This window comes from Pikeienuella sp. (assembly GCF_046290545.1).
Lineage (GTDB): Bacteria > Pseudomonadota > Alphaproteobacteria > Rhodobacterales > Rhodobacteraceae > Pikeienuella.
Genome location: NZ_JBKAGV010000013.1, coordinates 1 through 16,073, shown reverse-complemented (window position 1 = coordinate 16,073; position 16,073 = coordinate 1). Strand labels below are relative to the sequence as shown.

Here is a 16,073-nt window from a genome sequence, read left to right as displayed (position 1 = left end):
CTTCATCCTCCCCCGAGATAGGCTTCGATCACGGCCGGATCGTTCCGCACCGCCTCGGGCTTGCCCTGCGCGATGGTCCTGCCGCTGTCGAGCACGTGGATCCGCTCGCAGACCTCCATGACGACGCGCATGTTGTGCTCGATCAGCAGCACGCCGCACCCGAACCGGTCCCTTATGTCGCGGACGAGGCGCATCAGCTCGTCGCATTCAAGGTCCGACATGCCGGCCGCCGGTTCGTCGAGCAGGACGAAATGCGGGGATTGCATGAGCGCCCGCGCGATGCCGACGCGCCGCTCGTCCGTATAGGGAAGCGCGCCGGCGATCAGGTTGGCTTTCGGCGCGAGGCCGATCCAGTCCAACAACTCCATCGCCTCGGCATGCGCGGCGGCGCGGGTCCGCCCCATGCCGACGCCGGCGACGGCGACGTTCTCGAGCACGCTCATCTCCCGGAACAGGCGCCCGGCCTGGAAGGTCCGGGCGACGCCGCGCCGCCGGAGCGAGTGCGGCGTCTCCGCGCCGGTCGAGCGGCCGTTGAGCAGAACGGAGCCCTCGGTGGGCTTCTGGAAGCCCGATATGACGTTGACGAGCGTCGTCTTGCCCGCGCCGTTCGGCCCGATCAGCCCCAGGATCTCTCCCGAGACGAGCGCGTCCGTAACGCTGTCGATCGCCGTCAGGCCCTGGAAGCGAACCGTGACACCGGAAATCTCGAGTGTGTCCTGCCGCCTCATCGACCGTGGAGGCCTCCGCCCCTCCGGTTCGCCGGCCGAGGCCGATTGCACACCGTTTCGTCGTTCACGCCCTGAACTCCCCCGGCTGTCCTCATGTCTACAGTCCACGCCAGCTTCCGGCGCGCCGTCAACGGATTTTTTGCGACCGCGAAGAAAGCACGCGAATTGCGGCAACTTGTCGCGATTATGTTGCATAACACGAAGCGTCCAGCTTGTCCGGATCAATTCGGGCGTGCGCGCGGGCGCCGGCGACGGCCGCGGGCGGGGAGAGCCGGGAACGATTCGCTTGCGTTCTGTCCACAACCTCGCAGTATTCGTCCTGTCACGCGTCGGGAAACGGTCGGAGAGCCGATTCGGCGCAGGTGCTTTCTTACAGAGAGGTCAACAGGGAATGTCTATCTTCCAGAGGAATGTGATCGCCGCAGTCGCGGCGCTGGGCGTGACGGCGGCGCCGATCGCGGCGGCGGCCGAGGACGAGGTGGTGATCGGCGTCGCCGCTTCCTTCTCGGGCTGGATGCAGGCGTATAGCCAGCCTTCCTACAACGCCATGCTGATCGCGGTGGACGACATCAACGAGAAGGGCGGGCTGCTCGGAAAGCAGATCAAGGTCGTCGTCGCGGACGCGAAGACGGACCGGGCCGAGAGCGCCAAGGCGGGCCAGCAGGTCCTCGCCGAGGGCGCGCAGATGGTCGCCGTCGACTGCGACTATGACTTCGGCGCGCCCGCCGCGCTCGCGGCGCAGAACGCCAACAAGATCTCGATCTTCCTCTGCGCGGAAAGCGTGCTGGCCGGCATCCAGGGCGTCGGCCCGGCCTCCTTCTCCTCCTCCGTCCTCGCCGCGGTGCAGGGCGCGACGCTCGCGGAATGGGGCGCCAAGGAGAAGGGCTGGAAGACCGCCTACATCCTCCTCGACACCACCATCGAGTACAATAAGGGCATCTGCTACGGTTTCGACTGGATGTGGCGGGAGAAGCTGGGGCTCGAGATCCTCGGCCACGACGTCTACAAGAACGACGATCCCTCGATCGCCGCGCAGATCACCCGGATCAAGGGCCTGCCCACCGAGCCGGACTTCATCATCAACTGCTCCTACATCCCCGGCGGCGCCAGCGCGCTCCGGCAGATCCGGGCGGCGGGCATCAATTCGGCGCTCGGCGGCGGCAGCTCCATGAGCGGCACCTACTGGCTCGATTCCGTGCCGGGCCTCACTGGCCATTACGTGCCCGAGCAGGCGTCGATCTACGGCGACGATCCGCGCCCTGCCGTCCAGGAGTTCAACGAGAAGTACAAGGCGCGGTTCGGCGAGTATCCGAACAGCCAGTACACCTATCCCGGCTATCTCGTGGTCGAGATGTGGGCGCGGGCGGTCGAGCGGGCCGGCTCCTTCGAGACGGACGCGGTGCTGGCCGAGATGAACCAGTTCAAGGATGAACCGTTCCTGATCGGCACCCGCACCTTCACCCCGGAGCTGCACCACCAGAACTCGGCCCCCTATCTCGTGATCGAGACGACGGACGGCAAGCCGGCGGTCGCGGCTGAGTTCCAGATCTCCGAGCCCGTCCCGATGGATGTGCTCTTCGGCAAGCGTTACGAGTACATCGCGCGCTGAACCTGGCCGAACGCCGCGCGCGGCGCGCCGCGCGCGGCTCCCATCCCGCATCGCCGACGGAGGCGCGCATGACCGCCCGGACCGGGGCGCTCGACGGGGTCGAGCTCGCCCTTCTCATCAGCCGCGTCGAAGGCGTCGCGCGGAAGATGGCGAACACCCTGCTGCGGACCGGACGTTCCGGCGTCCTCAACATCGCCCGCGACTTTTCCTGCTGCATCATCACGGCGGACGACCGGCTGCTCGCCACGGCGGAAAGCCTGCCGATCCATGTGCTGAGCGGGCCGGACATGATGGCCGCCTCGGTGCGGGAGCATCATCCCGTCCTCGCCCGCGGCGACGCCTTCCTCCACAACTCGCCCTATCACGGCTGCTCGCACCCGGCGGACCACACGCTGCTCGTCCCCGTCGTGGACGATGCGGGCGTGCACCGCTTCACCGTCGTCGCGAAGGCGCACCAGGCCGATTGCGGCAACTCGGAGCCGACGACCTACATGGGCGCGGCGCGGGACGTCTATCACGAGGGCGCGCTGATCTTCCCCGGCGTGCGCGTGCAGAAGGACTATCGGGACGTCGAGGACATCATCCGCATGTGCATGCTCCGCATCCGCGTGCCGGAGCAGTGGTGGGGGGACTACCTCGCCATGCTCGGCGCCGCGCGGATCGGGGAGCGCGAGCTCCTCGCGCTCGGCGCCGAGATCGGGTGGGAGCGCCTCGATGACTTCACCGAGACATGGTTCGACTATTCCGAGGCCCGGATGCGCGCCGCGCTCTCCGCGCTCCCGAGCGGTCGCGGCTCCTGGACGAGCACGCATGACGCCGTGCCCGGCACGCCCGAAGGCGGGGTGCCGATCAACGTCACGGTGGAGGTGGACGCGAAGGCGGAGCGCATCGCTGTCGACCTCACCGACAACATGGACGCCTTGCCCTGCGGGCTGAACCTGTCGGAGGCCTGCGCCCGCACCTCCGCCATGATCGGCGTCTTCAACTCCATCGACCCGACCGTGCCGAAGAACGCCGGAGCCTTCCGCCGCATCGACATCAGGCTGAAGGAAAACAGCGTCTGCGGCGTGCCCCGGCACCCGACGAGCTGCTCCGTGGCGACGACGAACATCGCCGACCGGGTCGCCAATTCCGTCCAGGCCGCGCTCGCCGAGATGAAGGACGGGATCGGCATGGCCGAGACGGGCGCGATCCTCCCCGCCTCCATCGGCGTCGTCTCCGGCTTCGACCCGGAGAAGGGGGAGCCCTATGTGAACCAGCTCTTCCTCGCCTTCACCGGCGGCTCCGCCGGGCCCCATGCGGATGCGTGGATCACGCTCGGCCATGTCGGCAACGCCGGCCTCTGCTATCAGGACAGCATCGAGCTCGACGAGCTGCGCCAGCCGCTTCTGGTGGAAACCCGCCGCTTCCTCACCGATTCCGAGGGCGCCGGGCGCACCAAGGGCGGGGCAGGGATGCTCGTGGAGTTCGGCCCGACGCGGGGCGACATGGCGGTCGCCTTCGTTTCCGACGGGACCTACAACCCGGCGAAGGGCGTGCGCGGCGGCGGCCTCGGCGGCGCGGCCTATCAGGCGATAAGGCGGAAGGACGGGGCGGTCGAGCCGACGCCGAACTGCGCCGTCGTCACCCTCGCCACGGGCGAGACCATCATCTCCCATTGCTGCGGCGGCGGCGGCTACGGCCGGCCGGAGGAGCGGGCGCCGGAACGCGTCGCGCGCGACGTGCGCGAGGGCTGGGTGAGCGCGGACCGCGCGCGCGCGGTCTATCGCGTCGCGCTCGACGGGGCGGGCGCGGTGGACGCGGCGGAGACCGCCCGCCTCCGCGGCGCGGCCGGCTGAGGGGTATCGAAAATGCGCTTCGCGGTCGACACCGGCGGCACCTTCACCGACCTCCTCGTCGAGCATGACGACGGCCGGCTCACGATGCACAAGGCGGCGACCACGCCGCAGGACCCGATCGCCGGCGTGATCGACAGCCTCGCCAGGGCCGCGGAGGCGGAGGGGGTGACGCTGGCCGACCTTCTGGCGCAGGGCGACCTCTTCATCCACGGCACGACCCGCGCGATCAACGCCATCGTCACCGGCGCGACGGCGCGGACCGCCTTCCTGACGACGCGCGGCCACCCGGACATCCTCGTGCTGCGCGAGGGCGGGCGGAAGGACGTGTTCGACTTCACCGTGCCCTTCCCCGAGCCCTACGTCTCCCGCTCCCTGACCTGGGAGGCGGACGAGCGGATCATGGCGGACGGTTCGGTGCGCCGCGCGCTCGACGAGGCGGCGCTCGTCAGCGCGCTCGGCGAAATGAAGGCGGCGAAGGTGGAGGCGGTGGCGGTCTGCCTGCTCTGGTCAATCGTCAATCCGGCGCACGAGCTTCGCATCGGCGAACTGATCGAGGCGCATCTGCCCGGCGTGCCCTACACGCTCTCCCACGCGGTGAACCCTTCGCTGCGCGAATACCGGCGCGCCTCCTCCACCGCAATCGACGCCTCGCTGAAACCGCTGATGAGCGCCTATATGGGCGACCTCACGGCGCGGCTCCGCGGCGCCGGCTATGCCGGGCGCGTCCTCATCGTCACGTCGAACGCCGGCGTGATCGACGCTTCGGAAGCGGCGCGCGCGCCGATCCACCTCATCAATTCGGGCCCCGCCATGGCCCCGGTAGCCGGCCGCCACTTCGCGGAGGCGGACGCGGCGGCGGAGACGGCCATCGTCGCCGACACGGGGGGGACGACCTACGATCTCTCCGTCGTCCGGCGCGGCAGTATCCCGCTGACGCGGGAAACATGGATCGGCGGCGCCTATCGCGGACACATGACCGGCTTTCCCTCGGTGGACGTGCGCTCCATCGGCGCGGGCGGCGGCTCCATCGCCTGGGTGGATGCCGGCGGGCTCCTGCGCGTCGGCCCGCAATCCGCCGCGGCCGAGCCCGGCCCCGCGGCCTACGGGCGCGGCGGCGAGGAGCCGACGGTGACGGACGCCTGCGTGGCGCTCGGCTGGCTCGACCCCGACTTCTTCCTCGGCGGCGCGATGAAGCTGCGGGCGGACCTTTCGCGCGGGGCGATCGAGGCGCGGCTCTGCGGCCCGCTCGGCCTCTCCGTCGAAGACGCCGCGCTCGCGGTCATCCGGGTCGCGACCGAGAACATGGTCCAGGCGATCCTCGACATCACGGTCAACCAGGGGATCGACCCGCGGGAGGCCGTGCTGATCGGCGGCGGCGGCGCGGCGGGCCTGAATTCGGAGCGCATCGCGGCGCGGCTCGGCTGCCCGACGTTGCTGATCCCCGATGTCGGCGCGGCGCTGAGCGCCGCGGGCGCGCTCATGTCCGAGCTTGTCTTCGAATGCCGCGCCGCGCTCTTCGCCCAGTCCGGCGCCTTCGACGCGGAAGCCGTCAACGCCATCCTCGCAGGATTGCGCGCGCGCTGCGAGGCCTTCATCGCGGAGGCCGGGGACGATGCCGTGGAAAGCCGCATCGCCTTCGGCGCTGAGGCGCGGTACCCGCACCAGGTCTGGGAGATCGACCTCCCGCTCCGGGGCGGCGTCTTCGGCGGTGAGGCGGACATCCGGGCGATGGTGGCCGATTTCCATGCGGCGCATGACGAGATCTTCGCGATCTCCGACCCCGAATCCGAAATCGAGGTCGTAAGCTGGACCGCGCGGGCAAGCTGCAGGCTCCGGGAGGGAAAGCTGCCCTCGCTCGGCGTCGAGAAGGAGACCGCCGCCGCCCCGGTCTCCCGACGACGCGCCTATTTCGAGCGCGTCGGCTGGGTCGAGGCGGAGGCGCGCCGGTTCGAGGCGCTGCCCGCCGGCGCCGAATTCGCAGGCCCCGCACTCGTCGAAAGTTCGTTCACCACGGTCGTGGTCGGCCCCGGCGCGACCTACCGGCGGACCGCTTCCGGCGGCCTGTCCATCAAGCCGGCGAAGGGAGGCTGACCCATGACGCTCGAGGATCGGATCGACAGGCTCGAATCCACCGAGGCGATCAAGCGCCTCAAGCACGTCTACATGAACTGGTGCGACCTCGGCTATCCGCCCGCCCATCTCGGCCCGCTCTTCGAGACCGAGGCGGTCTGGACGAGCGCCGTTTTCGGCACGCATCGCGGGCGGGCGGAGATTGAGGCGTTCTTCGGCGGCATCTCCGCCCAGATCACCTTCGCCGCCCATCTGGCGATGAACTTCGTGATCGACGTGAACGGCGACGAGGCGACCGGCAAGTGGCGCATCCTGATGCCCTGCACGATGATGGAAGGCGACGAGAAGGTCGCCCGCTGGATCCTCGGCGACTACGATGAGCTCTATGTCCGGAAGAACGGCGTCTGGCTGTTCCGCAAGATCGACTTCGTGGTGAATTTCAACGTGCCCGCGCTGGAAAGCTGGGCCGGGCGCGAGAGCGTGCGGGCCTGACCATGGCGAAGTCCACGCTTTTCACCCCCTTCGCGGTCCGTGGGCTGACGCTCAAGAACCGCATCGTCATCTCCCCGATGTGCCAGTACAGCGCCCGTGAGGGGCTGATGAACGACTGGCACCTCGCGCATCTGAAGCAGTTCGCGCTCGGCGGCGCCGGGCTCGTCTTCACCGAGGCGACGGCGGTGGAGCGGCGCGGGCGGATCACGCATGGCTGCGTCGGCCTCTGGTCGGACGAACACATGGAGCCGATGCGCGCTGTCGTCGACGCGGTGAAGTCCGCCGGAGCGGCGATTGGCGTCCAGCTTGCCCATGCCGGGCGCAAGGCCTCGATCAGCCGTCCATGGGAGGGCGACTGCCCGCTCTCCGAACGCGAATTCGCGAAGGGCGAAATGAACTGGGAGACGGTCGGCCCCTCCGACGTTCCCTTCGGCGAGGGCTGGCTCGTGCCGGAGGCGCTGAGCCTCGCGGGGATCGCGGAGGTGCAGGCCGCCTGGGTCGCGGCGGCGGAGCGCGCGGAGCGGCTCGGCTTCGACGCGGTGGAGATCCATTCGGCGCACGGCTACCTCTCCCATTCCTTCCTGTCCCCGCTCTCGAACCGACGGACGGACCGCTATGGCGGCCCGCTCGAGAACCGCATGCGCTTCACGCTCGAACTGGTGGAGGCGGTGCGGTCCGTCTGGCCGGCGGAAAAGCCGCTCTTCCTCCGCCTCTCCTGCACCGACGGCAAGCGGGACGGTTGGGACGTGGCGGACTCGGTCGCGCTCGCGAAACAGGCGAAGGCCCTCGGCGCGGACGTGATCGACTGCTCCTCGGGCGGGATCGCCGGCTATGGCGAGAATGTCCTGCCCCCCTCCACGCCGGGCTATCAGGTCGGGCACGCCGCCCGCATCCGCCGCGAGGCGGACATGCCGACGCAGGCGGTCGGCCTCATCACCTCGGGCGCGCAGGCGGAGACGATCCTTCGCGCCGGGGCCGCAGACCTCGTGGCGCTGGCGCGCGAGGTCCTGCTGGACCCCTACTGGCCGCGCCACGCCGCGATCGAGCTCAACGAGGACGATCCCTGGTCCGACATGCCGATACAGTACGGGCACTGGCTGCGGCTCCGGGCGCAGGGAATGTTCGGCGCGCGCGCGGGGGATTCGGACACCGAGGCGCTGAAGGCGCGGATGGGCCGGGGCTGAGGCGGAACGAAGAATTTTCGCGCCCGGCTCTGCGGAACCGCGCGCCGGGACTGGAAGGAGAGCCGAGTGGAAACGATACGCGTCGCCGTCGATGTGGGGGGGACCTTCACCGACATCTGCATCCTCGACGAGACGACCGGACAGATCCGGATCGAGAAGACCGCGTCGACCGCCGACCCGATCGACGGCATCCTCACCGGCGTCGCCCAGGCGGGGATCGACCTGACGAAGGTCGCGCTCTTCTCGCACGGGACGACGGTGGCGACGAACGCGCTCATCACCCGGCGCCTGCCGGTGACGGCGATGGTCTGCACCGAGGGTTTCCGCGACGTGATCGAGATCCGGCGCGGCAACAAGCAGGAGCTGTGGGACACCTACAAGGACGTGGTGCAGCCCTATGTTCCGCGCCGCCACCGCCTGACGGTGAAGGAGCGCGTCGGCGCGGACGGAGCGGTTGTCGAGCCCCTGGATGAGGCGGGGGCGCGGGAGGTCGCGCGCATCCTCGCGAAGCGCGGGGTAGCCGCCGTCGCCGTGTGCTTCATGAACGCCTATGTGAACGGGGCGAACGAGAAGCGGATGAAGGAGATCCTTCAGGAAGCGCTGCCGGGCGTTCCCGTCTCCACCTCGTCCGAGGTGCTGCCCGAGATCTTCGAGCATGAGCGCTTCTCCACCACGGTTGCGAATGCGGCGCTGAGCCCGATCGTCGTCTCCTATGTCAACCGCCTCGGCGACCGGCTGAAGGAGGAGGGATACAAGCGCGACCTTCTCCTCCTCCACACCGGCGGCGGCGTGATGACGCCGGCAAGCGTGAAGGACTACGCCGCGCGCCTCGCCGGCTCCGGCATCGCCGCCGGCGCCATCGCGAGCCGGCACATCGCCATGCTCTGCGGCTTCCGCAACTCCATCGGTCTCGACATGGGCGGCACGTCCACGGACGTCTCGCTCGCCTATGACGGCCAGTCCCGCACGACGAAGGACTGGTATGTCGAATACGGCTACCCGATCCGTTTCCCCGCCATCGAGGTGCTGACCATCGGCGCAGGCGGCGGCTCGCTCGCCTGGCGGGACGAGGCGGGCTCCCTCCGCAACGGCCCGCAATCCGCCGGCGCCCGCCCCGGCCCCGCCTGCTATGGCGCAGGCGGGACGCAGGCGACCAATACGGACGCCAACGTGCTTCTCGGGCGGCTCGGAACCAGCCTCGCCGGCGGCAAGGTGATGCTGGACGCCGGACTCGCCCGGCAGGCGGTCGAGGATACGGTGGCGAAGTCCTTCGGGATCGAGGCGCACGCAGCCGCCGACTCCATCCTCCGCGTCGCCAACGCCAACATGTCGGACGCGGTGCGGCTCATCTCCGTCGCGCGCGGCTTCGACCCGCGGGATTTCGCGCTTGTGGCCTTCGGCGGGGCCGGGGCGCTGCATGGCGTCCATGTCGCGCGCGACCTCGCCATCCCTTACGTGATCGTCCCGCCGAATCCGGGCGTGACCTCCGCGCTCGGCTGCCTCCTCGTCGACATTCAGCACGACTATTCGGAGAGCTTCCTCCGCGCCGCGTCCGACATCACCGCGGAAGAGCTGGAATCCGCCTTCGCCCGGCTTGAGGCGGAGGCGGCGGCCCGACTCCATCACGAGGGCGTCACGGCGGAGAATATCGTCCTACAGCGGACCGTGGACATGATGTATCAGGGCCAGTGGCGCTCCCTCGCCGTCAGCGCGCCGAGCCCGGTGGCGGACATCTCCGCCCTCGTCGCCCAGTTCCACCGGGAACATCAGCGGGAATACAACTTCCGGCGGGACGGCTCCCCGGTCGGCCTTTTCCGGATCAACCTGACGGCCATCGGCGTCGTTCCGAAGGCCGAACTGGCTAGCCATGCGCCGACCGGAAAGACGCCGGCGCCGATCAGCCGGCGAGAGGTCTGGTTCGAGCCCGACGCGCCGACCGACACCCCGGTCTATGATCGCTGGGACCTGCCGGCCGGCTTCCGCTTCGAGGGGCCCGCCGTTCTCGAACAGGTGGATTCGACGGTCCTCGTCCCGCCGGGCGCCTCGGCGGAGGTCGATCCCCGTCTCAACCTCGTCATCCGTGTGGAGGCCTGATCCATGGCGCAGCAAACGCTCGATCCCGTCACTTTCGAGGTTCTGAAGAACTCGTTCATCTCTGCGGTGGACCAGATGGGGGAACAGGTGCTTCGCACCTGCTATTCCTTCGTCATCTATAACCGCGACTTCTCGAACGCCCTGCATGACGCCGAGGGCAACTGCATCGCGCAGGGCAACCAGGACATCGCGGTCCATGTCGGCACGCTGCACTACACATGCAAGGCGGTGATCGAGGCCTTTCGCGGCAAGATGAAGGAGGGGGACGTTTATGCGATCAACGACCCCTATGCCGGCGGGACCCATTTCAGCGACGTGCGGCTGGTCCGGCCGATCTTTCACGAAGGGCGGGTGATCGCCTTTTCGCAGGCGAACGGCCACTGGTCCGACGTCGGCGGCTCCGTGCCGGGCTCCTTCGACGTGATGGCGCGGGAGATGTTCCGCGAGGGGCTGCGCATCACGCCGGTGAGGCTCTTCGAGAACAACGTTCTCATCGATGACGTGGCCACGCTCATCGCCCAGAACAGCCGCGACCCGGCCTCGATCATCGGCGACATGCAGGCGCAGGCCGAGGCGACCGCCGTTTGCCAGCGCGACATCCTCCGCCTTGTCGAGAAATACGGCGTGGAGACGGTGGAGGCCGGCTTCGCCGAAGTGCAGGATTATGTCGAGCGCGCCGTGCGCACCCGCCTCGCCGCCCTGCCGGACGGCGAATGGGCCACGCAGGACTTCATCGACCGGGACCCTGCGGGCTCCGAAGGCCTCATCCCGATCAAGATCCGGATGACGATCAAGGGCGACAAGGCCTATTACGATTTCGCCGGCAGCCACGACGTGATCGCCTCGATCTACAACTCGGCGGAGGGCGCGACCTTCTCCGCCGTCGCGGCCGGGATGAAGACCTTCTTCCCCGACCTGCCGCTCAATTCCGGCTTCTACCGCGCCTTCGAGATCACCGCGCCGGAGGGCAGCATCGTCGACGCGAAATGGCCCGTCGCCGTCACCGGCTTCCTGATGCCGTTCGAAAAGATCATGAACTCGATCTTCGAGATGTGGTCGGACATCATGCCGGAGCGCGCCATCGCCTGCGCCTTCAACCTCGAATACCTCCTCGCCGGCGGGCAGGACGCGCGGCTCGCGGGCAAGCCGCTGTTCATGTTCTATGACTGGCTGCCGGGCGGCTGGGGCGGGCGGAACGGGAAGGACGGGTCAAACTGCACCACCGCCTGTTTCGGCACCGGGCTCCAGACGCAGCCAGTCGAAGGCCAGGAGCGTGCGAACCCGATCCGCACGACCGAATTCCAGATCATGCGGGACTCGCCCGGTCCCGGCAAATGGCGGGGCGGCGCGGGCGTGCGGAAGACCTCGATCCTGCTGGACGCGGACAAGGCCGTGCTCTCCTATATCTGCGACCGGGAGCGCGCGGTCGTCTGGGGCATCAAGGGCGGCCTGCCGTCGATGCCGCACGGGCTCCACATGGTCCGGGCCGGCAAGACGCATGAGGACTGGCTCGGTTCGGTCTTCTCCGACCTGCCGATGAAGACGGGGGACGTCTTCTCCCGCCCCACCGCGGGCGGGGGCGGCTATGGCGACCCGCTGGAGCGGGATCCGGCGGCGGTGCTGGAGGATGTTATCGACGACTACGTGTCCGTCGAGCGGGCGGCGAAGGATTACGGCGTCGTCATACGCGCGATCGACCCGGAAATCCTCGCCTACGAGATCGACGCGGCGGAGACGAAGAAGGCCCGGGAGGCGATCCGCGCCGCGCGCAAGGACTGGGCCGAAGCTGACCCGGAGGTTGTGGCGGCGGACTATCGGGCCGGGAAAATCGACCGGCTTGACGCCGTGCGCCGCTTCGCCGTGATCCTCGACTGGGAGAGCGGCGAGGTCCTGCCGAAGAGCACGGCGCAGTTCCGGGAGATGTTCCGGCTCCGCACGGTGGAGGGATGGGCATGAGAAGCGCCCTTCGGCGCGGCCCGCCGGAGAGCGCCTCGTGACAACCGCCGCGCCGGCGGTGACGCGCCGGGACGCCGCGAACCTGCTCGGAGCCGCCGTGCTTTATGGCGGGGTCTTTCCGATAAACCGGTTCGCCGCGGAATCCGGTTGGCCGGCGGTGGCCTTTGCGCTCTGGCCGGCGGCGGCGGCGGGTATCGTGCTGCTTCTGCTCGCTTTGGCGCGGGGCGAAGGGCGCGGGATCGGGCGGCGCCACGTCATCGCCTGGCTGGCGCTGGGAGGCCTCGTGATCGGCGCGCCGATCGGCATCCTCGTGGAGGCGGCGCAGCATCTCGACGCCTCCATCCTCACGCTTGTGCTCTGTCTCTCGCCGATCCTCACGCTTGTCATCGCTGCATCCACTGGCTCGGAACCGTTCGACCGGCGCGTACTCTTCGGAATGCTTCTCGGGACCGCCGGGATCGCGCTGATCGTCTGGCCGGAAAGCGGGGTTATCGGAGCGGGGAATGTCAAATGGTTTCTTCTTGCGCTGATCGCACCGGCCATGTTCGCCCTCGCGAACAACTGCGCGGTCTGGCTCCGACCGCCCGCCGCCTCCGCCCTTGTCATGGCGACCGGCACGCTCCTCGGCGGCGCGCTGATCGCCGTGATCATCGCGCTCGCCATAGGCGCGCCGCTTGCGCCGGGCGCGCCCGGGGCCGGGCATCTGCCGCCCTTCGTCCTCGCGTCGGTGTTAAACGCCCTCTTCTATCCGCTCTTCTTCATGATCGTCGCGGCGATCGGCGCGGCGCGGTTCTCGATCTTCAACTATCTCGCGGTGGCGGCGGGGATCCTCTGGAGCATGGCGGCGTTCGGGGAAGCCCCGGCGCCGGCCTTCTGGGTCGCGGGGGCGCTGATGCTCCTCGGCATGCACGTAGCGCTCAGGCCGCGGGCCTCGGGGCCCTGACGGGGTGCATGGAACTAGGATTTCGAAGCGCTATGAAGGACTTCGGCCCTTCTTTCTTCCACAGTGCATCGTAGCCATCCGGCGTGGGCCGTCTTTTTTATTGGCCTGATGTGTGAGCGACATGGCTGTCCCTGAGGCTATCCATGTGGCTGTCCCTATGGTCTTCGATTGTGTGGAAGTGATCTCCGACGGCGGTCGCCGTCGTCGCTTCGCTCCTGAGGAGAAGGCCCAGCTGGTCTCGCGCGCGTTCGCGCCTGGCGTGTCGGTGCTGGCGTTTTCGCGGGAGGGGGCATCGATCCGATGCCTTCTCTATCGATGGCGCCGCCAGATGGTTCGGGCGACCGGGGTGGCGGGATTTGCACCGGTTCTCATCACGCCGGACGCAGCCGCACTCGGCGAACGGGCCGACCGTTTTGAGATTGTTCTGACTAATGGCCGGCGGCTCATCGTGTCCGAGACAGTGGACGCCGCGGCGCTGGCGCGGATCATCGCCGCGGCGGAGCGGGCATGATCGCGCTGCCTCCGGGGGCGCGAGTCTGGCTGGCCTGCGGCGTGACCGACATGCGCCGCGGCATGCCCGGCCTGGCGCTGATGGTGCAGCAGGGGCTCGGCCGCGACCCGCATGCGGTCGACGTCTACGTGTTCCGTGGGAAAGGGGCGTCGCTCGTCAAGATCCTCTGGCATGACGGGGTCGGCATGTCGCTCTACATGAAGCGGCTGGAGGCGGGGAAGTTCATCTGGCCGACGGCAACGGACGGCGCGGTTCAGATATCGGCGGCTCAGATGGCCTATATGCTCGACGGAATCGACTGGCGAAATCCGCGCCACACCTGGCGGCCGCAGGCGGCGGGATAATCCTTGCGCGGAGAGTCTATTCTTCTCCAAGTCCCTGACTCCATGCGGTAAACTTCATCGCATGATGGACGCCGCCGACCAGATCGATGCCTTGCGCGCCGCACTGGCGGCCGCCGAAGCACGGGCCGAGACGGCCGAAGGCAGGCTTGGGTTCGTGGAGGCCGAGGCGGCTCACGCCAAGGCGGTGCTGTCGGGCAGCGAGGCTCTGATCGCCCATCTGCGGCTCGAGATCGAGAAGCTCCGGCGCGAGCTCTACGCCAGCGCTCCGAGCGCAAGCAGCGGCTCCTCGATCAGCTCGAACTCCAGCTCGAGGAGATGGAGGCGACGGCCTCGGAGGACGAAGCCCTCGCAGAGGCGGCCGCGGCGAAGGCGAAGGTCGAGGTCACCGCCTTCGAGCGCCGCAAGCCGGCGCGCAAACCGTTCCCCGAGCATCTTCCGCGCGAGCGGGTCGTGCTGCCCGCGCCCTGCGTCTGCGCCGCCTGCGGTTCGGCGCGGCTGGCGAAGATGGGGGAAGAAGTCACCGAGACGCTGGAGGTCGTTCCCCGCCAGTGGAAGGTGATCCAGACCGTCCGTGAGAAGTTCACCTGCCGCGACTGTGAGCGCATCACCCAGCCGCCGGCGCCGTTCCACCCGACGCCCCGCGGCTGGGCCGGGCCGAGCTTGCTGGCGATGATCGTGTTCGAGAAGTACGGCCAGCACCAGCCCTTGAACCGCCAGGGCGAGCGCTACGCCCGTGAAGGTTTTGACCTTCCCCCCGGAATCCGGGCCGTTGCGAGCTGGAATTTTCCACCTTTGAATGAGCGAAGGAGGAAGACCCATGAAGCGGAAGCGGTTCAGCGAAGAGCAGATCATCGGCGTGCTGAAGGAGAGCAAGGCGGGCTCGAAGGCCGACGACCTCTGCCGGCGTCACGGCATCAGCACGGCGACTTTCTATGCGTGGCGGAAGAAGTATGGCGGCCTCGAAGTGAGCGAGGCGCGGCGGCTCCGCGAGCTTGAGGTCGAGAATGCTAAGTTGAAGCGGATCGTCGCCGATCAGGTGCTCGACATGTCGGCGATGAAAGACCTCCTGGAAAAGCGTTGGTAGGCCCGCGGAGCGGCGACGCGCCGTGGGCCATCTCATGGAGACGTTCGGCCTGAGCGAACGGCGCAGTTGCCGGATCGTCGGGCTGTCGCGGTCGGTCCGGCAATACCACCCGACGCCACGGAACGACGATGCGGTGATCGAGCGGATGAAGGCGCTGGCGTCGGAGAACCGGCGCTACGGCTATCTGCGGCTCCATGCCATGCTGCGGCGGGAGGATCTCGTCGTGAACCGCAAGCGGACCTGGCGGCTCTATGCCGAGCAGGGTCTGCAGGTCAGGACGAAGAAGCGACGCAAGCTGCCGCGGCGCGACCGGGTCCCGGCCGAGGCGCCGGAGCGTCCGATGCAGCGATGGTCCCTGGACTTCGTCAGCGATCAGCTCTCCGACTACCGGCGCTTCCGGGTCCTGAACACCGTCGACGACCACAGTCGCATCTGCCCCGGCCAGATCGTCGATGTCTAGATCTCCGGCGCGCGGATCGCCCGGTTCCTCGACGAACTGGCGCTGGGCGTCGGCCTGCCGGAGGAGATCGTCCTCGACAACGGCCCGGAGGGAACCAGCCGGGCGATGTTCGAGTGGTCGGAGCGAACCGGCGTGCACCTGCGCTTCATCGAGCCAGGCAAGCCGGTTCAGAACGCCTTCGTCGAGAGCTTCAACGGAAAGTTCAGGGATGAATGCCTGAACCCCCACTGGTTCCGCTCGCTTCGCCACGCCCGCGAGGAAGTCGATCGCTGGCGGTCCCACTACAACACCGAACGCCCCCATTCGGCGCTCGGATATCTCTCACCGAAGGAGTTCCTGAACACCATCGCCGCGCCGGCGCTCGAGACTCTTGCGGTCTCCGCGCCCGCGCTCGACACTCAATCCCCAACGGAGAATTCCAGAGCCCCGTGGCCCTAATGACGGGGAAAGGCCAACCGGACCGGCGCGTCGAGATCCGGCGGGCGAATGCCAGACCGATCTTCGACGACTTCGAGGCCTGGCTCGCCGCACAGAGCGCGACTCTCTCCACCAAGACGCCGCTCGCTGCGGCGATCCGCTACGCCTTGTCCCGAACGGCCCGCCTGCGGCCATGGCTCGACCATGGCGTCCTGGAGATCGACAACAACGCGGCCGAACGAGCGTAACCGGCCGCTCGGCGCCCGTCGTCAGGCGGCCTTCGCCTTGGCGTCACGACTGGCCTTCCACATCCATGGGAGAAGCTCCTCGATCCGTCGTGGAT

At 68.6% G+C, this 16,073-nt stretch carries 11 protein-coding genes and 3 pseudogenes; 13 read left to right on the top strand and 1 reads right to left on the bottom strand.

Annotation, left to right across the window (positions count from 1 at the left end):
- Window positions 1-2: 2 nt before the first annotated feature.
- Window positions 3-728, bottom strand: coding sequence for an ABC transporter ATP-binding protein (locus ACE37J_RS11020; RefSeq protein WP_409711276.1), 726 nt, complete (start codon window positions 726-728; stop codon window positions 3-5).
- Window positions 729-1,119: 391 nt separating this feature from the next.
- Between ACE37J_RS11020 and ACE37J_RS11015 the strand changes: the two genes are divergently transcribed.
- The 13 genes and pseudogenes from ACE37J_RS11015 to ACE37J_RS10955 all read left to right on the top strand — a co-directional run bounded on the left by ACE37J_RS11015 (window position 1,120) and on the right by ACE37J_RS10955 (window position 15,978).
- Window positions 1,120-2,337, top strand: coding sequence for an ABC transporter substrate-binding protein (locus ACE37J_RS11015; protein WP_409711274.1), 1,218 nt, complete (start codon window positions 1,120-1,122; stop codon window positions 2,335-2,337).
- A gap of 68 nt (window positions 2,338-2,405) precedes the next feature.
- Window positions 2,406-4,175 carry a hydantoinase B/oxoprolinase family protein gene (locus tag ACE37J_RS11010; protein ID WP_409711272.1) on the top strand — a complete coding sequence of 590 codons (1,770 nt, stop codon included), beginning with the start codon at window positions 2,406-2,408 and terminating at the stop codon, window positions 4,173-4,175.
- Window positions 4,176-4,187: 12 nt separating this feature from the next.
- Window positions 4,188-6,266, top strand: coding sequence for a hydantoinase/oxoprolinase family protein (locus ACE37J_RS11005; protein ID WP_409711270.1), 2,079 nt, complete (start codon window positions 4,188-4,190; stop codon window positions 6,264-6,266).
- Window positions 6,267-6,269: 3 nt separating this feature from the next.
- Window positions 6,270-6,737 (top strand): nuclear transport factor 2 family protein, encoded by a 468-nt coding sequence (locus tag ACE37J_RS11000; RefSeq protein WP_409711268.1) that lies wholly within the window; start codon window positions 6,270-6,272, stop codon window positions 6,735-6,737.
- Window positions 6,738-6,739: 2 nt separating this feature from the next.
- On the top strand, window positions 6,740-7,921 hold the full coding sequence (locus ACE37J_RS10995) for an NADH:flavin oxidoreductase/NADH oxidase (RefSeq protein ID WP_409711266.1): 1,182 nt from the start codon (window positions 6,740-6,742) through the stop codon (window positions 7,919-7,921).
- A 66-nt stretch (window positions 7,922-7,987) separates the two neighbouring features.
- Entirely contained in the window at window positions 7,988-10,015 is a 2,028-nt protein-coding gene (locus tag ACE37J_RS10990) for a hydantoinase/oxoprolinase family protein (protein WP_409711264.1), read from the top strand.
- A 3-nt stretch (window positions 10,016-10,018) separates the two neighbouring features.
- Window positions 10,019-11,971 (top strand): hydantoinase B/oxoprolinase family protein, encoded by a 1,953-nt coding sequence (locus ACE37J_RS10985; RefSeq protein WP_409711262.1) that lies wholly within the window; start codon window positions 10,019-10,021, stop codon window positions 11,969-11,971.
- Between the two features lie 37 nt (window positions 11,972-12,008).
- Window positions 12,009-12,914, top strand: coding sequence for a DMT family transporter (locus tag ACE37J_RS10980; protein WP_409711260.1), 906 nt, complete (start codon window positions 12,009-12,011; stop codon window positions 12,912-12,914).
- A gap of 121 nt (window positions 12,915-13,035) precedes the next feature.
- Window positions 13,036-13,236, top strand: a pseudogene (locus ACE37J_RS10975) (hypothetical protein); the annotation flags it as partial.
- A 185-nt stretch (window positions 13,237-13,421) separates the two neighbouring features.
- Window positions 13,422-13,769 carry an IS66 family insertion sequence element accessory protein TnpB gene (gene tnpB, locus ACE37J_RS10970; protein ID WP_409711258.1) on the top strand — a complete coding sequence of 116 codons (348 nt, stop codon included), beginning with the start codon at window positions 13,422-13,424 and terminating at the stop codon, window positions 13,767-13,769.
- A gap of 61 nt (window positions 13,770-13,830) precedes the next feature.
- Window positions 13,831-14,519: pseudogene (locus tag ACE37J_RS10965) on the top strand (IS66 family transposase zinc-finger binding domain-containing protein); the annotation flags it as partial.
- A 67-nt stretch (window positions 14,520-14,586) separates the two neighbouring features.
- Window positions 14,587-15,751, top strand: a pseudogene (locus ACE37J_RS10960) (IS3 family transposase).
- Window positions 15,751-15,978, top strand: a complete 228-nt coding sequence (locus ACE37J_RS10955; protein WP_409711256.1) for a transposase — start codon at window positions 15,751-15,753, stop codon at window positions 15,976-15,978. Before ACE37J_RS10960 ends, ACE37J_RS10955 begins: the two are co-directional and overlap by 1 nt.
- The last annotated feature ends 95 nt before the right edge of the window (window positions 15,979-16,073 follow it).